The organism is Vineibacter terrae (genome assembly GCF_008039615.1).
GTDB classification, from domain to species: Bacteria; Pseudomonadota; Alphaproteobacteria; order Reyranellales; family Reyranellaceae; genus Vineibacter; species Vineibacter terrae.
This window is the reverse complement of the sequence record NZ_VDUZ01000009.1, coordinates 96975-116909: the sequence shown is the minus strand read 5'-3', so window position 1 is coordinate 116909 and position 19935 is coordinate 96975. Positions and strand designations below refer to the sequence as shown.

General features: G+C 68.0%; 13 protein-coding genes. 1 reads left to right on the top strand and 12 read right to left on the bottom strand.

All coding sequences use genetic code 11. From position 1 onward, the window contains the following. Window positions 1-66 precede the first annotated feature (66 nt). The 12 genes from FHP25_RS10325 to FHP25_RS10270 all read right to left on the bottom strand — a co-directional run bounded on the left by FHP25_RS10325 (window position 67) and on the right by FHP25_RS10270 (window position 18875). Entirely contained in the window at window positions 67-2253 is a 2187-nt protein-coding gene (locus tag FHP25_RS10325) for a protein kinase domain-containing protein (RefSeq protein ID WP_147846846.1), read from the bottom strand. Continuing rightward, window positions 2243-3106, bottom strand: a complete 864-nt coding sequence (locus tag FHP25_RS10320; protein ID WP_231712278.1) for a PP2C family protein-serine/threonine phosphatase — start codon at window positions 3104-3106, stop codon at window positions 2243-2245. Before FHP25_RS10320 ends, FHP25_RS10325 begins: the two co-directional genes overlap by 11 nt. Further along, window positions 3103-4269: a type VI secretion system-associated protein TagF gene (gene tagF / locus FHP25_RS10315; RefSeq protein WP_147846845.1), complete on the bottom strand. Its 1167-nt coding sequence runs from the start codon at window positions 4267-4269 to the stop codon at window positions 3103-3105. Before tagF ends, FHP25_RS10320 begins: the two co-directional genes overlap by 4 nt. Further along, window positions 4245-7838: a type VI secretion system membrane subunit TssM gene (gene tssM / locus FHP25_RS10310; RefSeq protein ID WP_147846844.1), complete on the bottom strand. Its 3594-nt coding sequence runs from the start codon at window positions 7836-7838 to the stop codon at window positions 4245-4247. The genes tagF and tssM overlap by 25 nt, the downstream gene beginning before the upstream one ends. 37 nt (window positions 7839-7875) lie before the next feature. Then, window positions 7876-9384: a type IVB secretion system protein IcmH/DotU gene (gene icmH, locus FHP25_RS10305; RefSeq protein WP_147846843.1), complete on the bottom strand. Its 1509-nt coding sequence runs from the start codon at window positions 9382-9384 to the stop codon at window positions 7876-7878. A gap of 17 nt (window positions 9385-9401) precedes the next feature. Next, window positions 9402-10748 carry a type VI secretion system baseplate subunit TssK gene (tssK, locus tag FHP25_RS10300; RefSeq protein ID WP_147846842.1) on the bottom strand — a complete coding sequence of 449 codons (1347 nt, stop codon included), beginning with the start codon at window positions 10746-10748 and terminating at the stop codon, window positions 9402-9404. Between the two features lie 186 nt (window positions 10749-10934). Further along, the gene (locus FHP25_RS10295) at window positions 10935-11648 is read right to left on the bottom strand and encodes a metallophosphoesterase family protein (protein ID WP_231712276.1); all 714 of its coding nucleotides are present in this window, start codon (window positions 11646-11648) and stop codon (window positions 10935-10937) included. 97 nt (window positions 11649-11745) lie between these two features. Continuing rightward, entirely contained in the window at window positions 11746-13026 is a 1281-nt protein-coding gene (locus tag FHP25_RS10290) for an outer membrane beta-barrel protein (protein WP_178133439.1), read from the bottom strand. A gap of 311 nt (window positions 13027-13337) precedes the next feature. Next, window positions 13338-15962 carry an ATP-dependent chaperone ClpB gene (gene clpB, locus FHP25_RS10285; protein WP_147846839.1) on the bottom strand — a complete coding sequence of 875 codons (2625 nt, stop codon included), beginning with the start codon at window positions 15960-15962 and terminating at the stop codon, window positions 13338-13340. 199 nt (window positions 15963-16161) lie between these two features. Beyond that, window positions 16162-17157 carry a DUF4167 domain-containing protein gene (locus FHP25_RS10280; protein ID WP_147846838.1) on the bottom strand — a complete coding sequence of 332 codons (996 nt, stop codon included), beginning with the start codon at window positions 17155-17157 and terminating at the stop codon, window positions 16162-16164. Between the two features lie 250 nt (window positions 17158-17407). After that, window positions 17408-18265: a peptide chain release factor N(5)-glutamine methyltransferase gene (prmC, locus tag FHP25_RS10275; protein WP_147846837.1), complete on the bottom strand. Its 858-nt coding sequence runs from the start codon at window positions 18263-18265 to the stop codon at window positions 17408-17410. Between the two features lie 115 nt (window positions 18266-18380). After that, window positions 18381-18875: an L-2-amino-thiazoline-4-carboxylic acid hydrolase gene (locus tag FHP25_RS10270; protein ID WP_231712275.1), complete on the bottom strand. Its 495-nt coding sequence runs from the start codon at window positions 18873-18875 to the stop codon at window positions 18381-18383. Between the two features lie 217 nt (window positions 18876-19092). On the opposite strand from FHP25_RS10270, the gene FHP25_RS10265 reads away from it, so the two are divergent. Continuing rightward, complete coding sequence (locus tag FHP25_RS10265; protein WP_147846836.1) at window positions 19093-19917, top strand: aldo/keto reductase; 825 nt, start codon at window positions 19093-19095, stop codon at window positions 19915-19917. The last annotated feature ends 18 nt before the right edge of the window (window positions 19918-19935 follow it).

Genomic DNA, 19935 nt, shown 5'->3' with positions numbered 1-19935 from the left:
TCCCTTTTAAGGAAGATGGCCTTCATTAATATAATTTAATTTCGCACTAATTGTGCGAATTATATTTCAATCGACCGTATCGAAGGCCACGTAGCTGACAATGGCGTCGGGATGCCGGGCCAACGCCTGCTTGAGGGCAGCCAGGTACTCCTTGGTCGGCTGCTCCTCGGCTTGCGGCGTGGCGAACAGCGGCTCGTTGGAGATCACGGCGATGATCGCCATCTTGCCCACTGGCGGGGCCAGCGTGATCGACAGCTTGTCGCCGAAAGTTTCCGGCTGGCCGGGGCGGACGCGGATCTTCGACCAGGGCTCGTAGTGCCAGGCGGTCCGGTCGGAATTGAGGAACACGACGTTCAACAGGCCGCGCCGGCCGGCCGGCGGAAAGACCTGAAACATGACCCGATCGGCCCGGATCTTGTAGGGCCGGTCGAGCTTGTTGGGCACCACCCGGAAATCGGGCGATGTCGAGCCTGCCGCCACGCGCACCAGCTCGCACAACGGCCAGGGCTGGACCGAGACCGCAGCATCGACACGTCGCACACCATCAATGCCGCGCGCCGCTGCCAGCAGCTGGGAGCGGTCGTCGTCGGACTCCACATAGCCCTGCAGCCGCACCATCAGATCGCTGTCGACACGCGCCGTGAGATCGGCGCAGTCGAACCGCGAGATCAGGGCATCGAGACGGCTGCGGATCACCGCGGTGTCGGACTGCGGCGGGGTCGCCGTGGCCGTCGTGGTCGCAGGCGGTGTCGTGGCCGGCGGTGTCGTGGCCGGCGGGGTGGTAGCCGCCGGCGGCGATGCCTCCGGGGTCGTGATTCCTGTCGATGGGGTCGGCGGACTGGACGGCGGCGAGGTCGCCGGTGGTGTCGTCGTCGCGGTGGTTGTTGGCGGCGATGTCGCGGGCGGGCTGGACGGAGGCGTCGTTGTCGCCGGCGGCGTCGTTGTGATGCCCGGCGTCGATGGCGGCGACTCGATGCCCGGCGTGGCGGTCTTGCCGGCTGTCGTCGCAGGTGGCGTCTCGATGCCTGGCGGCGTTGTCGTCGTGCCGGGCGGGGTCGTCGGGCTCGTGGTCGCTGTCGTGGTGCCCGGAGGCGAGGGCGCAGGCTCAGGTGGGAACAGCCGGTCCTTCATCAGGAATGCGCCGCCGCCCAGCAGCACCACGACGGCAACGGCAATCCCGGCGACCAGGGGCCCAGCCCCGCTGCGCGCCCGTGCCGAGCTCCGCTCGGATCGGGCCTGAACCTGGGTCGTCCCGGTCCGTCCGACCAGCTCGGCCATGGACTGCGGCCGGTCGGACGGGTCGGGCTGCAGCATGCTGGTGATCTCGGCGCGCAGCTCGGCCGGCAGCGCACCCAGATCCGGCACCCGCATGCGGGCCGCGACCGCCGAAGGCAACGCATTGCCCATGTCCAGCGGCGCGCCGCTCGCCGCCGCCGCCAGCACCAGGCCGAGGCTGTAGACGTCGGCCCGGGGACCGACCTCGCCGCCCTGCAGGCCCAGCTGCTCGGGCGCGGCGTAGGAATATTTGCCGGCGAAATCGTTGCCGATGACGGTTGCCTTGGAGCTTTCCGTCTGCTTGGCAATGCCGAAATCGATCAGCTTGGCCGCGTCGATGCGGCCACCGGGCAGGATGACGTTGTCGGGCGACAGATCGCGGTGGATCACACCCTGGGCATGGGCCGCCGCCAACCCGTCGGCGACACGGTCGCGCAGCCGGCGGACATCGGCGGGCGCCAACGGGCCGTTCTGCATCAACTTCGACAGGGACGGTCCGTCGACGAACTCCATGGCGATGTAGAGTTGTCCGGTGCCGTCGTCGAACACACCCTCGTAGGACACGATCGCCGGATGGCGGATGCCGCGCAGGGCCTGCGCCTCGCGCTTGAACAGCTCGGCGATCTTCTCATCGCCGGCCAGCTCCGGGCGGATGGTCTTGATGGCGATCGGATCGCCCGTGATGCGATGGCGGGCGCGATAGACCTCGCCCATGCCGCCGCGGGCCACCAGATGCTCGATCTCGAAGGTGCTGCTGAGCACGACGCCGGGCGCCAGAGGGCCCCCCGGCGCCGGCGGTGGCGGCGGCCGCGCTCCCGGTATCTCCGTCTCCGGCAGCGGCCCGGCCCTTGCCGGCGCATCCGCGCTCCAGCCCGGGTTGCTGCCCGCCGATGCATTGCTGCCGGGCGGATCGGACGCAGCCGGGGGCCCGCTGGATGCTGGTGATGCGACAACCGTCGCGTCGGCGTTATCGGACATCACCCGCCCCTGTCACCCACGGCGCGCCGGGTGCCGCGGGCGTGATCGTATCGCCCGCGACGGCCTCGCAGGTCACGACCATGACCGTCACGTTGTCGTGACCACCGGCCGACAGGGCGGCGGCGATCAACGAGCTGGGCAAGGAAGCGATATCGGACTCCGTCAGCAATGCCGCAATTTCCGCGTCGCTGACCATCCGCGACAGGCCGTCCGTGCACAACAAAAAACGATCGCCAGGCTGCAGCCGGCCGGCGACGCGATCAAGCTGCACGCGCGGGGCCACGCCCAGGGCGCGCGTGATCACATTCGCCCGCGGATAACGCTCCGCCTCCTCCGGGGACAGCGCCCCGGCATCGACGAGCTCCTGCACCTCGCTATGGTCGTGCGTGATCTGGGTCATGACACCGTCACGCAGAAGATAGCAGCGGCTGTCGCCGGCCCATAGGCAAGTATAATGCACACCGTGAACCAACAGCAGCACCACGGTGCTGGCCGTCATGCCGCCGCCCCGCTCAGCGGCGCGGCTCACCATGCGCAGGTTCGCCGCCTCGAGCCGCGCCACGGCGCTGGCCAGCACTTCCGGCGCGGTCGGAGGCACCGGCATGTCCTGCAGAGCATCCACGATCTGGGCGCTGGCCCAGTCGCCGGCCTGCGCCCCGCCGACACCGTCCGCCACCATCCAGAGCCCCGCCTCCGGCCGCAGCAGCAGATTGTCTTCGTTGTGCTTGCGCACCATGCCCTGGTGGGTCGCGCCAACTCCGTGAACGCGGAACGCTTCGCCATTCGGAGCCGTCATCACCAGCGGACGCTGCGGCGCGCGTTGCGTCGGCACATGGCCCGGATCGTCGCTCATGACGCCGATTCCTTGCCGTTTTTGTCGCCAAACAGGTCGCTGCTGGGCGCCGCCGGAACGTCGTCGCCGTCGTCACCGAACAGCTCCCTGTGCGACAGCATCACTTGTTTTTTCTCAGGCGCCGGTGGCGCGTTCATGGCATCGACTCCCCCTGCGCCGATGGACTGCACGTCGCCGGCATGCAGGCCGGCGACGGCCGTAGGCGGTGCCGCGGGCGCAGCCGGTGGCGCATCGAAAGCACCCTGGCCCGGCGCTGCCGGCGGCAGATCATCAAACAACCGGTCGAACGCGCCGCCCGGCGGTTCTCCCGCCACGGCCGGCGGTGAATCCTCACCATAATCGCCGCCAAACAATCCCACGGCCGGTATCTGGCCATCGCTCGCGGCCAGCGCGGCCGCTGCGGGCGCGGCCATCCATGACGGCGCGGTCATGCCGCCAGCGGCCGCACCGAAGACACGATCATCGATCAGGCCGACGAACGACTGCGGCGCCGGCAGCCGCGGCAGCACCCAGGCGGCCGAGGCCACATGCCCACCGCCCCGTGTCGCGAAAATGCATTGGCTGCTCGACACGGCGGCAGCGGCCGCCGCCAATGCGGACGTCGCATCGCCGGCCCCGCCCCGCGCCCGCCAGCCGCCGGCCCAGATATCGACATTGACCGCTGGAAAGGCCGGCAGACCGCCCACCGCCTGCGCGAACTGCTCGAAGTCGCTGTCCTGCTGCAGCGCCGAGAGGGCGACAGCTTCAAGCGCCGCGATCCAATCGCCCGCCAGAACTGCAGCCGCCGGCGCACCGGCCGGCGTCATCGTCGCCAGGGTCAACGGGAAGTAGCGGCCGGCACGATCGACGCTGGGCATCAAGATGCCGACCCACCCGTCGGCGCCGCAAGCCGCCGGCGGCACGGCAAAGCGCCAGATCGGCGCGCATAGCCAGGAGTCGAGCCAGGCCTCGCCGAGCGCATCGCGGCTGGCGGCGATTCCCTGCTGCAGCCACAGATCCCAGGCGTCGACGAAACCGTTCGGCAAATCACGGCGCACGAAGTCGCCACGGCTGGGCACCTTGCCGAAGAAGCCCACCCGGCCGGCAGCCGGCGCCGACACCATCGGTGCCGCACCGGTGCCACCGGCTTCAAAGGCGTTCACTGCTGCAGGAACGGCACGCACTGGAATTTCCTCTGGCCCAGCAACGGCCTTACCGTCAGCGGATTCTTGGCCTTCTGAAATTCGAGCTTCAACGTCACGCCATTGGCCAGCTTCAGACGCCACTCCGGGCCGTTGCCGCTGGGTGACGATGCGATCATCATCCGCATGAAGGCCCACAGGCCGTCGAAAGTCTGCTCGTTGAAGTCGCCCGAGACACGGGCGCCGCGGCCGGCACCTGTCGGCCACGCGACGTTCTTCACGGCGTCGCCCGGGTCGAGCGGCATGACGTCACCTGCGATCTCCAGCTTCGCCCCCTTGGTCTGGCCTTCGAGCGCTCGCATGGTAAATACCACGCCCAGCGCCGCGCCGCCCGGCCCAAAGAACGACTCCTGGATCTCGGCGGCGGCCTGCAGCACGGCCGGGACCTGCTGGTTGAACGCCAGGCTCTGGGCCTCCGGCTTCCATCGCCAGGGGTTGGCGCCGGTATCGAGGTAGACCTGCAGGTATTGCTGCATGAACTTGTCGATGCGCCCGCCCTTGGCGAACATGGCCGTGAAATCGTCGCTGCTCGCGTCACGCGACGCTGCGGCGCCGAGATTGATCGGATAGGCGTTGATGATGTTGCGCTGACAGAAGGCGAAGATCTGGCTGTCCCACTCCGCCGCCATCTGCTCGCGCGTTGCCTTCGTGCCCAGGTTGCCGGCATCCGACGCGATGGTGCGGGCGATTTCGGGCACCGGCCGCGGGAACTGACCCGACCGGTCGGCGATCTGCCGCGCCAACTGGCTGACCGCGGCGCTGCCGCCCGGATTGCCCGGCTGGCGTGCGTCGCTCATCTTGTTGGCCAGCAGCCGGAAGTTATCCAGGAAAGCCGACAGTGGCGAGGATGGCGCACCCTCGGCGCCAGTGAACCGGTGCAGCGCTTCGAACTCGCGATCGACGCTCTGGCCCGGCAGGCTGCCGTCTCCCAGGATGCGCTGGCTCTGCAGGATCCAGTCGGCGGTGTCCTGGATGCCGCGCAGCAGCCGCTGCAGGATGTTGCCGCGCAGCGCCAGGATGGCGGGATCGACCTTCTGCGTTTGCGACAGGCGGGTTTCGCGCGCCACCGCTTCATAGAGGTTGCGCAAGGGCGAGTCGGCGCTGGAGAGCTTGTTGAGAACGTCGGCGCCCTGCTCGAGGTCGTTCAGCCGCACGACGCGCACGTCGTCGATCACGGCCCTGTAGTAGTTGATGTAGCGCTCCATGTAGTCCTTGACCGTCTGGTTCACGACCTGATTGACGGCCGGAGCGCCGGTCAAGGTGCTTTGGCGCAGCACCCAGGCATCGGTGTTGGCCGATGCCGCCGCCGGGCCCACCAGATTGATGAAGAACTCGTAGTAGCCACGGCGGGTGTAGAGGTAGGGGATCGCATCCGACGAGAACGGCTGGCCGCTGCGGCGCACCAGCACCTCTTCCGCCACCGATCGCTGGGCACCGACATTGTCGATGATGCGCCATACCTGCCGGTTGCGCAGGGTCTCGTCCGTCTCCAGCCGCCGCAACGCCCGTGAGGCCACGGTGAGGGCGGCAATACGCTGGCGCACGCGCGCGATCAGGGCTTCGTCAAGGCCGATCGGATCCCAGGTCGGATCCTCGACCAGCGCCGCGACATGGGTCGCCAGCGCCGCCGCCTCGCCGGCCGTGTAGCCGGGCGTGTCGGCAAAGTCGTTCTTGTACCAGTCGGTGACGAACGCCCTGTAGGACCGACCAAAGCGGCTGGTCTCGCTGCCCAGCAGCATGTAGGCCTTCAGCGCATCGAACAGATACTCGTTGACCGCCCCCTCTCCCGCCGCCGGCGGCTTCGGCTTGGTGAGGATATCGGCCATCTTGACCTGCGCATGCATCAGCAGCTGCGGCAGCAGCAGCGAGCGCAGGCCGCGCTTGTAGAGCTCGGTCGTCTGCACCGCCAGCCGGTCGCTCTGGCCGAGGCCGAAGCTCACCGCCTCGACCTTGCGGGATTGCTGCGCCTCGTAGCCGGTCGGCAGGGCGCGCAGCTCGTTGAGCAGCTGCAGGTGCTTGCGCGGGTCGAAGTCCTTGGGCTCACGCATGGCCGCGCGCTGGCTCTCAGCCGCCACGATCTGCGGCTCCAGTCGCCGCACCTCGTCCTCGACCTTGGTGATCAGCGCCCGGTTGTCGAAGTAGCTCCAGGTCCACAGGCTGGCGGCGGTGAGGAAGAACAGGCCGGTGGCGGCAAAGGCGGCATAGCGGATCAGGGCGCGGCGGCGCTCAACCTTGGGATTCGTGCCGACCAGGCCGGCCTCGTTGAAGACGACGTCGTCGAACAGGCGGCGCAGGAAGAAGCCGCGGCCCTGGCCGACCTGCGCCGGAAGCTGCTGGCGCTGGATCCCGAACTTGCCCGAGATGGCTTCCATCAGCCGGTCGATCGGGCTGCCCTGTTGGGTGGCCGACGTGAAGTAGACGCCGCGCAGCGACAGGCGGCTGGCGAACCGGGAGTCGTTGAAGGTCTCGGCCAGCAGGTCGTCGATGACACGGCCCAGCGACGCGAACTGCGAGGGGAAGCCGTAGATCAGCGTGCGCCGCCCCAGATCGCGCTCGCTCTGCAGCCGGTCGAGAAGACGCGAGCGCTGACGCTCGATCAACCGGTCGAACAGAGCCGAGAAGCGGAACTGCGGCAGGTCGTCCTTGTTGCCGGTCCCCAGCGGTAAGGTGAGCCCCAGGACCTGCTCGCGGCCCTCGCGGTCCAGGTCGTCGAAGAACTCCACGAAGCCGGCGATCATGTCGAGCTTGGTCAGCACGACATAGACCGGCAGGGTCAGCCCGAACGCAGCCTGCAGCTCCAGCAGGCGCGTGCGCACGGCGCGCGCCGCGGCGGCGCGCTGATCAGGCGTGAGGTTCAGCAGGTCGCCGGGGCTGCCGGCGACGCCGAACACGACCAGGATGCCGTTGAGCGGCTGGCGCTCGCGCGTCCGCTTGAGCATGCCCAGGAAGTTGCCCCAGGCGGCCTGGTCGACCTTGGCGTCGCTGTCCTGGGTGGTCCAGCGGCCGGCGGTGTCGAGGATCACCGCCTTCTCCGTGAACCACCAGTCGCAGTCGCGCGTACCGCCGACCCCTTTCAGGGCCTGCGCGCCATGGCGCTCGGCCAGGGGAAAACGCAGGCCGGAGTTCAGCAGCGCCGTGGTCTTGCCGGCGCCCGGCGGTCCAATGATCGCGTACCAGGGAAGCTGGTAGAGCGCCTGTCCGCCCTTGCCCAGGGTCTGACGCAGATCGGCGAGCGCTTCCTTGAGCTTGGCTTCGGTGCGCTGCCGTTCGGCCGAGATCGCCTCACCGGTCGGATCGGGCGCCTCGGCGGTGATGCCGGCCACCAGATCCTTGTCCGCCTTGCGTCCCCGGCGCCAGTGCAGGAACAGCAGCAGACCGAACAGCAGGACGAAAAAGACGATCAGGCCGATGCGTACCCAGATGCTTTCGAACGGCTCGAAGCCGCCGAAGGCAATGAACGGGAACGCGAACCAGATCAGCAACGACAGCAGCACGGCCCCCAACGGATAGAGGAGCCACGGGCTGAGGAGTGCCTGCCCAACGCGCTTCATAGGACTCGTTCCTTGCGTGCCGATCGCGACGCCGATGTCACTCGGGCCGGATCAGGCGGATCTCGATGCGACGATTCTTGGCCTTGCCATCGGCGGTGGCGTTATCGGCGATCGGTGCCGTCTCGCCCTTGCCGATGATCTTGTAACGCTCCGGACTGCCCGACTGGGCGATCATCGCCCTGGCGGCATTGTCGGCACGTGCCTTGGACAGCGCCATGTTGTCGGGGAACCGCAGCCGCAGCACGCCGGTGATGGGGTCGTTGTCGGTATGACCGATGACCTCGACGTTGCCCAGACCTTCCGGCGTCTTCAGCTCCTGGCCGATGCGGGTCAGCAACGCATCCAGCTCGGGGCGCAGCGTGGCTTCGCCGGATGGGAACATGTCCTTGAAGTTGATCGTGACGCGCAGCACCGGCCCTTGCTGGTCGACCGACACCTTGCCGGCGTCGATTTCCGGCTTCAGCAGGGTCCGGAAGCGGACGATGCGGGTGTCCGGCGGCGGCGGCGGTGGTGGCGGCGGTTGGTTGGGCGAGATCGGCAGCTTGATCTCGCTGGGCAGCAGCAGCCGCGAGAACGGCCCGTTGGTGGCGTCGGCGCGCACCGAGAGGGCGATCAGCAGGCCGCCGAAGATGAGAAACGCCAGCAGGGCGGCGATGGCCGCGACCAGCCATGCCGGGATGACGCGTTCGGCCAGGCGCGCCGGCGCGTCCACGCCGCGCCAGTCCGGCGACAGCTCGCGCTCCACGGGGCCAGCGACGCCGCGCAGGATCTGCCATACCTTCTCACGCACCTGGTCGTGCTCGGCCGGGCCGCGCGCGCGCAGGCGATAGCGGCCGACGAAGCCCAGGGACATGCAGTCGTACATGATCTGCAGCGCCGGCCGGTTGACCGACGGCGCCTGCGTCATGCGCTCGAGATAGGCGTAGAAGCGCTCGCCGCCTTCCACGTCGCCGTGGAAGGCGCTGACCATGGTGCGCTTGTTCCAGCCGCTATGGGCACCCCACGGCGTGTTCATCACCACGTCGTCGATGGTGGCCGCCACCGCGTAGTGCGACGCGCGCAGGATCTCCGGCTGGACATTGGCTTCGCGGCCGGCTTTGGCGAAGCCGTGCAGCTCCTGATAGACGCTCTCGCGCACAGCGTTGACATCGACCTGACCGGTCATCGCCCGCAGCCGGGCGGACAGTCCCAGCAGCGGCACGGCCGCGGCCGCCAGCGGCGAGCCCGTGCCCCGCGACAGGTCATTGACGTCGATCGAGGTCCCGCCACGACCACCTGCCGCGGCAGCGGCCAGCAACCCGCCCTGCGGGGGCGCATAGGCTGTCTGCTGCTGCTGTTGCGGTGGCGCCTGATAGGCCGGCGGCGCATCAAAGGAAGGCTGCTGCTGGGGTGGCGCCGGCTGATAGGGCGGCGGGGTCGGCGCCTGCTGATAGGGCGATCCAACCGGCGCCGCCGGGCCAGGCTGCTGCCGGTTGATGCCAGGACGCACGACCGTGCGGTTCTCGCCCGCGCTGTCGCCGAACGGATCGTTGGGATTGCCGGCCATGTGTGCCTTTCCCGCCGTCAAGCCTGCTGCTTGATGGCCCAGAGTTCCATATGCAATTTCGGCCACTCGCCCTGGACATGGAGGGCGATGCCGCCGGACGTCGCGAGGTTGCGGAAGAATTCGCTCGAGCGATCGAGATCGAAATACACCGTGCTGGCGTTGAACGGCAGCTGCGGCGGCGCCACCGGCAAGGCCGACAGCTTGATGCCGGGCAGGGCCGTGTTCACGAGCTGGACGATCTGCTCGACCGGCCCGATCGTGACGACGGTCGGGAAGGTCCGGCGCGTGGAGTCGGGCGAGACCTCCGCGCGCACCGCCAGGATGAACGGTGCCGACCGCAGCAGGGTCTTGTCGTTGATGACGCCGACATGCACGCCGTGGCGACGCTCCTGCAGCGGGATCTGCACGGCGCCCGTGTCGATCAGCACCGACAGAGCCTGGCGCAGCGCGGCGATCACCGGCTCGTAGACCTTTTGCAGGTCATCATGCCGGTATGTCGGGAATTCGACCGGCCGGCGGCGCTGCGACGTGAAGGTCGCCAGCTCGCCCGCCATCTGGACCAGCAACCCGTACCAGTCCTGCGGGTGCGGTGTGGGCGTCTGCGCGATATGCGCTGCCAGCGGCGAGTACCGGTTGGCGATCTGCAGCAGCAGCAGGTTGGCCATTTCCATGGCGCCACGCATGCCGGGCTGGGCCAGCCGCGCGGCCAGCGCCTCGGCGCGGTTATGCAGCAGACCATGCAGCTCGACAGCGAACGAGCTCAGCGGCTGGGAGGCGGCGATCGTCACGCAGGGCGGTATATACTGATCGTCGATGATCACCTGCTTGCTGTCGCCGCGCACCTCGACGATCCGGGCGATGGGCAGGGCCGCGAACCCGCCGAGATCGCCGAAGCCTTCGATCGCGAAGCGCAGCCGCAGCTGGCCGACGTTGACCGGTGCCACGACGTCGCTGCCGACGATGGAGTCGGCGGCATCGTAGTCGCCCGCGGCGTAGCGGGCCGCGACGTCATCGCGGTCGCCCAGCACCGTGTCGGGCATGCCGGCGCGCGCCAGCGGCAGCACCACGCAGACCCGCTGGTTGCGGGTCTGCTCGGGCACGTCGATGGGCACTGGCGGCGGGACGTCGTCGGGGATGGCGAAAGGCGTGCCGTCGTCGAGCACGCCAGCGGCGGACGCCAGGGCGAACTTGCCGATGTTCAGCGCCGCCTTGTCGACCTGGAATTCGGACACGCCCCAGCCGAACGACCGCACAGCGGACACCCGCTGGTGCATGATGCGGTCAACGTGCCGCGTCTGCTGCTGAAAGTGCTGCGGCCGGAGGAACATCCCCTCCGACCACACGACCCGGCTGTTCGTCCCCATGTCCTGCCCTATTCCCTTGACCGACGGCACGGACACAACACCGTCCGGTGCCGCGTCTTCCGGGGCCCCCATCCGACGCCGGCATCATAGTGCGCGAACGCTGCCATTCTGAAAAGAGGATAACATGAGCGCGCGCTAACTTTTTGGTCCATCGCGGGCGGATGCCCGGGTGTGCCCGGCAGCGGCTCAGGTGGTCAGGAATCGCCGGTCCGTTCCTTCGAGAACGAGGCATGTCAGGCGTCCGCTGGCATAGGCGCCGGTGTCGATGTTGACCCGGTTCGGCCGGATCTCTGGCCGCTCGCAGATCGTATGGCCGTGGACCACGACCTTGCCGCCATGATCGGCGCGAGACGTCAGGAACTCGTCGCGGATCCAGAGCAGATCGTCGGGCCGCTGGTGTTCGAGCGGCACGCCCGGCTTGATGCCGGCATGCACGAAGGCGTAGTCGCCCTCCACGTGCCACAGCTTGCACCCCCCCAGGAAATCGACATGCGCCGCCGGGACCGCCGCCACCGCACAGCGCCGCAAGGCGTCGATGTCCCTTGGCCCGGATGCCCGGCGGGGTATTGGCACATCGTATGAATACAGGGTTTCCAGCCCCCCGTACTTGAACCAGTCAAAGGCGATGGGCATGCCTTCGAGGAAGCCCAGGAACGCTTCCTCGTGATTGCCCAGCAGATGGACCGTCTCGAAACCCTGCAGCGGTGGATCCAGCAGCCGGTCGATCACCTGCCTGGACCCCAGGCCGCGGTCGACATAGTCGCCGAGATAGACCAGCACCCGGCGGACGTCCGGCGCCGCCGCCGCCGCATCCTGCGCAATCGATTGAAGCAGCCGGTCGAGAAGGTCGTCGCGGCCATGAATGTCGCCGACGGCATAGAGCCGCGTGCCGTCGGGCATCCGGGACACGGGTTGAGCGCGCGATCTGTTGAACCAACCCAGCATCGATTGTGTTCACACGCGCCGGCCGCGCGGGCGGCGGCCGGCTCATCCACCCTTATAGCTGGGCGCCAATGCGAATCGAGAAAAGATGCCGGCCGAAATCGGTATCGGGCAGGTTGGAATTGCGGTTGGAGAACTGGTAGCTCGGCCCGATGAAGAAATTCTCCGTCGGCAGGTAGCGCAGGCCGATCTCGAAGGTGATGTAGTCGTCGCTGCGGTTGGTCACGCCCACGGCACTCTTGGTCTTCTTGTAGTCGGCAATCGTATAGCTGAAGGAGCTGGTGAGCTTGATGTTGGGCCGCAGATCATAGTCGACCGTGACCCCGAAGATCGTGGCCCAGTAGCCGATATAGGACGTGGACACGGTCTCCTCGATCGTCCGCTTCACGAACGGCTTCACGAACAGCGGCACCAGCGGATTCCAGGTGCCGGTCAACCCGAAGATCGGGCCGCGAAGATGTCCGAACCGCGGATCATCGTAGTTCTGGTCGCGATAGCCGCCGAAGAACTCGACCTGCGTGATGCCGCCGAAGTCGATGGTGGCGCCGGCAAGGACCTCCCACGCGTTCGAGCTGCGGCGGAACCCGCCGCTATCGACCTTGCGGTCATAGACCCGCTGGTTGAGACCGCCCTGCACCCAGGCTTCGTAGTTGTCGATGAACTCGTAAGCCACCCGCAGCGACTCGGTGTACTCGGTGCGGTCGCGGTCGCGGCTCGAGATCGTGTCGGGGGTGGCGCTCTTGTTGTTCGTGTAGGTGATATCGTCGATGCGACCGTCGAGCTTGAGGCTCAGGCGGTTGAATTTCACGTAGTGGCCGAGATTGGCGGAGAGCTGGTTGTATTCGTCCAGCTTGCCGGATGACGTGGCGTTGGGGTCAGCGCGATCCTCATGGAGGTGATTGAACTGCACCCCGCCGTAGAGATACCAGTTGCGCTGGATGTCGAGCCGTCCGTCGAAGCCGACGCGGAAATCCTTGTAGTCCTCGGAGCTGTGGCTGGCGTAGATCCCGAACCCGGCCGAAGCGAACAGGTTCAGCATGTGGTTGTTCCAGTTCGACCGCAACTCGAGCGAGGGGCGCACGATCGTGATCAGGTCGTCCTTCTTGTCATGCTCCGTCGCGAAGATGTTGGTGTTGTACTGCTCGATCAGCTCCAGCACCGGGAAGAGGCGGAAGCCGCCCACGGGAATGCCGATCGGCTCATAGCTTTCGCCCTTGCGCGGCTCCTGCACGTCCGGCCGCGGCTGCGACTGGGCCTCGGCCTTCGTGGACCACCCCGCGGTCGCAAGCGTGGAGGCGACCAGTGCGACGGCACCAGCCCTGGCGAAGTTGCTCATGGTCGAGATCCCCAAAAACGCGATGAATGGGACGACATGACCCCCCGGCTCTCTCGGTGAACCAACATGGCGAGTCGGTTCCGGCCTTGCGGCGTGGCCGTCACACGATGACGCTCGAATCATCCCACACGATGCCCGAAACGCAACACGCCACCTGCCTCGGCATCCTCGCTACGCGGTGACCAAACTGTGACAGTTTGGTCACCAAGGGGTTGAAAATCAATAATAAATTTAAAGCTCGGCCGGGACGGCAAAAAGCATCCCGCCGGGCCAAGCCCGGCGGGAGCACAAAAGACGCCTCGATGTGGTGTCTATTCGGCCGCCAGCGTGCCGACGTCGCCGACATTGACGATACGGCCAGCGACGCTGAGCTCGCCGTTCACGACCGTGACCTTCACTGTATCCCCGTCACGCACCTCACCCTCCAGGATGAGCTGCGCCAGCGGGTTCTGCAGGCTGCGCTGGATCACACGCCGCAGCGGACGTGCGCCGTAGATCGGGTCGTAGCCTTCGTTGGCCAGCCAGGTCTTCGCCGCAGAGTCGACGTCCAAGGTCAGCTTGCGCGCTTCGAGCAGCTTGCCCAGGCGGCCGAGCTGGATATCGACGATGTCGCCCATATCGGCGCGGCTGAGCCGGTTGAAGAGCAGCACCTCGTCGAGACGATTGAGGAATTCCGGCCGGAAGGCCCGGCGCACGTCCTCCATCACCTTGCTGCGCGCCAGCTCGGCCGGCTGGCCGTCCTTGAGCGCCGCCAGATGCTCGCTGCCCAGGTTGCTGGTCAGCACGATCAGCACGTTCTTGAAGTCGACCGTGCGGCCCTGGCCGTCGGTCAGGCGGCCGTCGTCGAGCACCTGCAGCAGCACGTTGAAGACGTCGGGATGTGCCTTCTCGACCTCGTCGAACAGCACCACCTGGTAGGGGCGCCGGCGCACGGCCTCGGTCAGCGCCCCGCCTTCGTCGTAGCCGACATAGCCCGGCGGCGCGCCGATCAGCCGGCTCACGGAGTGCTTCTCCATGTATTCCGACATGTCGATGCGCACCATCGCCTGGTCGTCGTCGAACAGGAACGCGGCCAGCGCCTTGGTCAGCTCGGTCTTGCCGACGCCGGTGGGGCCCAGGAACAGGAACGAGCCGATCGGCCGGTTCGGGTCCTGCAGGCCGGCGCGGGCGCGACGCACGGCGTTGGAGATCGCGACGATCGCCTCGTCCTGGCCGATCACGCGCTTGTGCAGCTCGGCCTCCATGCGCAGCAGCTTGGCGCGCTCGCCTTCCAGCATCTTGTCGACAGGCACGCCGGTCCAGCGCGACACGACGGCCGCGATGTCCTCTGCCGTGACCTCCTCCTTCAGGGCCCGCGCACCGTTGCCGGCATCAACCTGCTCGGCCGCCTTCAGCTTCTTCTCCAGGTCGGGGATGACGCCATAGGCCAGCTCGCCGGCCTTGGCCAGCTCGCCCTTGCGCTGGGCGATCTCGAGATCGGCGCGCGCCTTGTCGAGCTGCTCCTTGATCTTCTGCGAGTCGGCGAGCTTGTCCTTGGCCGCCTTCCACGCCGCCGTCAGCGATGCCGATTTCTGCTCCAGCTCGACCAGCTCCTTCTCGAGCTTGCCCAGGCGCTCCTTGGAAGCCGCGTCGGATTCCTTCTTCAGCGCCTCGCGCTCGATCTGCAGCTGCAGGATGCGCCGGTCGAGCTCGTCGATGTCCTCGGGCTTGCTGTCGACCTGCATGCGGATGCGGCTGGCGGCCTCGTCCATGAGGTCGATCGCCTTGTCCGGCAGGAAGCGGTCGGTGATGTAGCGATGGCTCAGCGTCGCTGAAGCCACGATGGCGGCATCGGCGATGCGCACGCCGTGGTGGAGCTCGTACTTCTCCTTCAGGCCGCGCAGGATCGAGATCGTGTCCTCGACCGTCGGCTCGGCGATGAACACCGGCTGGAACCGGCGCGCCAGCGCCGCGTCCTTCTCGACGTGCTTGCGGTACTCGTCCAGGGTCGTGGCGCCGATGCAATGCAGCTCGCCGCGCGCCAGCGCCGGCTTGAGCATGTTGGACGCATCCATCGCGCCGTCGGCCTTGCCGGCGCCGATCAGCGTGTGCATCTCGTCGATGAAGACGATGATCTCGCCCTCGGCCGCCGCGATCTCCGACAGCACGGCCTTCAGGCGCTCCTCGAACTCGCCGCGGTACTTCGCGCCGGCCACCATCGCGCCCAGGTCGAGCGCCATCAGGCGCTTGCCCTTCAGCGACTCGGGCACGTCGTCGTTGACGATACGCAGCGCCAGGCCTTCGGCGATCGCGGTCTTGCCCACGCCAGGCTCGCCGATCAGCACCGGGTTGTTCTTGGTGCGCCGGCTCAGCACCTGCATGGTGCGGCGAATCTCCTCGTCACGGCCGATCACCGGGTCGAGCTTGCCCTCGCGGGCTGCCTGGGTCAGGTCGCGCGCGTACTTCTTCAGCGCATCATAGGCCCCCTCGGCGCCGGCATTGTCCGCCGTGCGGCCCTTGCGCAGCGTGTTGATGGCCTCATTGAGGGCGGTCGGCGTGACGCCGGCGCGCTTGAGCACCGCAGCCGCCTCGGTGCCGCTGGCCATGGTCAATGCCTGCAGCAGCCGCTCGGCGGTCACGAAGCTGTCGCCCGCCTTCTTGGCCAGCTTCTCGGCCTGCTCGAAGACGCGGGCGGTCTCCGGCGCCAGATAGATCTGGCCGGCACCGGCGCCCTCGACCTTGGGCAGCTTTGCCAGCGCCGCCTCGGTCTCGCGCAGCGCCAGCCGCGGATCGCCGCCGGCGGACGAGATCAGGTTGGCCGCAAGGCCCTCCTCGTCGTCCAGCAGCACTTTCAGAATGTGTTCGGGAACGAACCGCTGATGGCCTGACCGCAGCGCCAGCATCTGGGCATTCTGCAGAAAACCGCGCACGCGGTCGGTGTATTTTTCCTGGTCCATACGACACCCTTTCTCGAGAGCCCCCGTCAAGCGGCGGGCGATCGGGTGGACCCCACTAGAGGCATCCACGTTTTCATATGGTGGTGCTCTCGGCGGCGACAAGACCTCATGGTTGACATGGAATGCGAAGCCGCCATGCCCCCAACGACAACGGGCGGCCCAAGGGGCCGCCCGCATGCTCGAACCGGAATGGCAGGACTCAGGTGCCGCTGCCGGAGCCGCCTGAGCTCGTTCCCGTTAATTCCGGCTGATCCTGCTGCGCCGGGTCGACGCCGTTCTGCCCGCGCGGACCACCGCGGAAGCGACGGAAATGCGGGTGCCGCGGTCGGAAAGGACGACCTTCCCGCTGACCGCGGTTGTCCGCCGCGGCGCCGTCAGCGGCAGCCACATCCGGCGCCGGAGCATCCGCCACCGGAGCATCCGGCGGCGCCTCGGCGGCCGGCTCGCTCGGCGCCACGCCGTTGTCCGCCGCCGCAGCGGCCGGACGCGCCTCGCCGGCAGCCGCTGGGCGCTCGAAGCGTTCCTGTCGATCCTGGTAGCGCTGCTCGGAGCGGGTCACGAAGTCGCGGCGGCCGCCGCGCTGCCCGAAGCTACCGCCACCGTCGTCCTCACGCCGGTCCTGCCGGTCGGGGCGATCCTGTCGATCTTGCCGATCCTGGCGCCGGTCGTACCCACGGCCCTCGCCACGGCCGTCACCACCACGGTTGTCGTCCCGGCCGCGATAGCGATCGTCGCCGTTGTAGCCGGCGCCGTCCCGCGGCGGCTGATAGTCATCCCCCTGGGCGAACGAGCCGCCACCCTGCTGCGCATAGTCAACGCCGGGTTGCGGTCCGTCGGCGGGATCCATGCCGCCACCCATGCCTGAATCAGCCGCAGATCCGTCGCCGCCGAGCCCGCCGTCCTCGCTGGCCTCCGCGTCCTCCCAGGGCTGCGGATAGCGCGGCTGCACGAAGCCGCCCTGCGCCTGGATGATCCGGAAGTAATGCTCGGCGTGCTGGTAATAGGCTTCCGCCATCACCCGATCACCAGACGTCGCCGCCTCCCGCGCCAGCGCCTGATACTTCTCATAGATCTGGTGAGCCGTCCCCCGCACCCGCACATCCGGGCCGTTGCTATCGTAACTCTGGTTGCGGTTGGGAAACTTATTGGGCTTCCCGTTGCGGCCGCGTTGCCGCCGCTGATGGTTGGGTCGCATTCAATCTGCCGATCGTCGGCCGTGACGGGCGCTCGCTATCCGACATCTGCCTCCGCCTGCATTCATGCAGGCCCCGTCACGGACATTAGGGAGGGGTTCAGTAAGCCAGCCAATCGAGCCAGCCCTCACCCTTGTCGGATGGCGCAACGTATAGCCTCCCCAAGAGGTTGCCAACCGAATTTTCCGGGGGGACCCAGGGAAAACGGACCGGGCACACGCAGACCGATGCTGTTTCTGCATATAACACGCGTCAACCTGTGATGGGACGGCGCGCCAGGACGACACGGGGAATCCCGGCCAGATCGTCACGCACCGCCAGATCGGTGAAGCCGGCGGCCCGGATGAGGCGTCCGACCGCGCCGGCTTGTCCCTTGCCCACCTCCAGGGCCACGAGGCCACTGGGGCGCACCAGGTAGCCGAGCTCGCCGGTCAGCCGGCGATAGCAGTCCAGTCCATCCGCACCGCCGTCCAGCGCCAGCCAGGGTTCATGCTCGGACACTTCCGGGTCGAGCGTCTCGATGTCGTCGCTGGGCACGTAGGGCGGGTTCGAGACCACGACATCGAACACCTCTTCGATGCCCTCGCCCCAGTCGCCGGCCCGCAGCTCCGCCCGCCCCGCCAGGCCCAGCGCCCGCGCGTTCTGACGCGCCACCACGAGCGCCCGGGCACTGCGGTCGACCCCCATGCCGCTGGCCCGCGGCAATTCGTGCAGCAGCGACAGCAGCAGGCAGCCCGAGCCGACGCCCAGGTCGAGGACCCGCAGCGGCGCATCCCGGTCCGGGAGGGCCCGCAGCACCGCCTCGATCAGGGTCTCGCTGTCGGGCCGTGGGGTCAGCACGTCGGATGTGACCCGGAAGCGCAGGCTCCAGAACTCGCGCCAGCCCAGGATGTGGGACATCGGCTCACGGGCCAGCCGGCGCGCGGCCAGCCGCTCGACACGGGCCACGATCCCCGCCTCGACCGCCGAATCGCGCTCGGCGATGATCTTCTCCAAGGTCCAGTCCGCGGCCTCGGCCAGCAGCAGCCGTGCCTCAAGCCGGCTCTCGGCAATGCCGACGCCGTCCAGCCGCTGCGCCACCGCCTGCACCAGTTCCCCGACCGTGAGCATTGATCCGTTCTACCCCCGGGTCAGGCTGGCGGCGTGTTGCCGGTGGCGCAAGGCCTTTGCGCCCCGCGATTCGCAAGATGGAACAACAACCCGACACCCGCTGCGCCGATGACCGCTATGGCTTGCCGTCTTCGGCCATCCGATAGCGGAAGTCGCAATGGCTGGCACCCTGCATGATGGTCTGGGTACGATCCATCTTGATCCGCGAATCGTAACCCTCGATGAATGTGCCGTCTCGGTTGCATGACAGCAGATGGCCGATCTCGCCCAGGCCCATGGCACGGTACATCTCGGCATAGCGGCAGCGCGTGACGTTGAAGGCCAGGGTCTTCTCGTCCTGGGCCACGGGCTCGATGCGCAGCGCATCACCCTGCGTCCACAGCGGCTGGATCGCCGCGAACGCGGCGATCGACGTGCCGCCCGGCGCCTGGGCCGCAAACTGGCGCCCGGCCTCCACCGCGGCCTTCTTCACGGCACGCTCCAGGACGCCGCGGGCGGCCTCCTCGCCGAAGGCCGCCTTCATCTCCTCGTAGATCGGCTTGATGATCTCGGCCTCGATCCGGCGGCGTTCAAGGATACCCATCGGCGGGTTGGGGGCGGGCGCTGTCATGGCTTCCTCTCTCACGGTCATCGACGTCACGAGCCGATCCGGCTGGCGACGGACCTTACCCATGGCGCCGTGTTTTCGCCATCACCGGGTCCGGCTAAGGTTGGGAAGAACAGGCGCCGCACCCTGGAGCCGTCATGAAGCCGCATCCGCTGCCAATATCGTCGGCATTCACGGGAATGCCCGCCAGTCCGGCACCGAGGTCGTGATGCCCTCCGGGATGCGGACACGCCCGATTCCGTCCACCGGCGCGGCGCTGCCGGTGATCGGCTGCGGCACCTGGCGCGCGTTCGATGTCGGCGCCGGCGATACCGAGCGCAGCCGCCTGCGCGAGGTGCTCGACATCCTGTTCGCCGCGGGCGGAGCCGTGGTCGACAGCTCGCCAATGTACGGCCGGGCGGAAGACGTCGTAGGCGACCTGCTGTCGGCAATGTCGGCGCACGAGCGCGCCTTCGTCGCCACCAAGGTGTGGACGCAGGGCCGCGCCGCCGGGGTCGCGCAGATGCAACGCTCGCTGGACCGCCTGCGGCGCCAGCGGCTGGAGCTGATGCAGATCCACAATCTCGTGGACTGGCAGACGCACCTGCCGACCCTGCGGGCATGGAAGGCGGAGGGCCGTATCGCCTATCTCGGCATCACGCACTATACCGCCGGCGCGCACGAGGCCCTGGCGGCTGTCATGCGGGCCGAGCCGATCGATTTCGTGCAGCTCAACTATTCGCTGGAAGACCGCGCCGCCGAGCAGCTTCTGCTGCCGCTGGCGGCGGAGCGCGGCATCGCCGTGATCGTGAACCGGCCGCTGGGCGGGGGCGGGCTGATACCGGCCTTGCGCGGCCGCTCCCTGCCCGGCTGGGCGCGTGACATTGCCTGCACGAGCTGGGCGCAGGTGCTCCTGAAGTTCGTGCTCTCCCATCCGGCCGTCACATGCGCCATCCCGGGCACGAGCCGGCCTGAGCATATGGCCGACAATGTGCAGGCCGGCAGCGGCCCGCTGCCCGACCCGGCGCTGCGGGCGCGGATGATCGCGGACTGGAGCAGGCGGTGATCGTGCGGCCCGCGCTGC

Excerpts from the sequence above, each read along its gene's own strand:
- FHP25_RS10325 (WP_147846846.1), bottom strand. The coding sequence starts at position 2,253 with ATGTCCGATAACGCCGACGCGACGGTTGTCGCATCACCAGCATCCAGC.
- FHP25_RS10320 (WP_231712278.1), bottom strand. The coding sequence starts at position 3,106 with ATGAGCGACGATCCGGGCCATGTGCCGACGCAACGCGCGCCGCAGCGT.
- tssM (WP_147846844.1), bottom strand. The coding sequence starts at position 7,838 with ATGAAGCGCGTTGGGCAGGCACTCCTCAGCCCGTGGCTCCTCTATCCG.
- icmH (WP_147846843.1), bottom strand. The coding sequence starts at position 9,384 with ATGGCCGGCAATCCCAACGATCCGTTCGGCGACAGCGCGGGCGAGAAC.
- tssK (WP_147846842.1), bottom strand. The coding sequence starts at position 10,748 with ATGGGGACGAACAGCCGGGTCGTGTGGTCGGAGGGGATGTTCCTCCGG.
- FHP25_RS10295 (WP_231712276.1), bottom strand. The coding sequence starts at position 11,648 with ATGCCCGACGGCACGCGGCTCTATGCCGTCGGCGACATTCATGGCCGC.
- FHP25_RS10290 (WP_178133439.1), bottom strand. The coding sequence starts at position 13,026 with ATGAGCAACTTCGCCAGGGCTGGTGCCGTCGCACTGGTCGCCTCCACG.
- clpB (WP_147846839.1), bottom strand. The coding sequence starts at position 15,962 with ATGGACCAGGAAAAATACACCGACCGCGTGCGCGGTTTTCTGCAGAAT.
- FHP25_RS10280 (WP_147846838.1), bottom strand. The coding sequence starts at position 17,157 with ATGCGACCCAACCATCAGCGGCGGCAACGCGGCCGCAACGGGAAGCCC.
- prmC (WP_147846837.1), bottom strand. The coding sequence starts at position 18,265 with ATGCTCACGGTCGGGGAACTGGTGCAGGCGGTGGCGCAGCGGCTGGAC.
- FHP25_RS10270 (WP_231712275.1), bottom strand. The coding sequence starts at position 18,875 with ATGACAGCGCCCGCCCCCAACCCGCCGATGGGTATCCTTGAACGCCGC.
- FHP25_RS10265 (WP_147846836.1), top strand. The coding sequence starts at position 19,093 with ATGCGGACACGCCCGATTCCGTCCACCGGCGCGGCGCTGCCGGTGATC.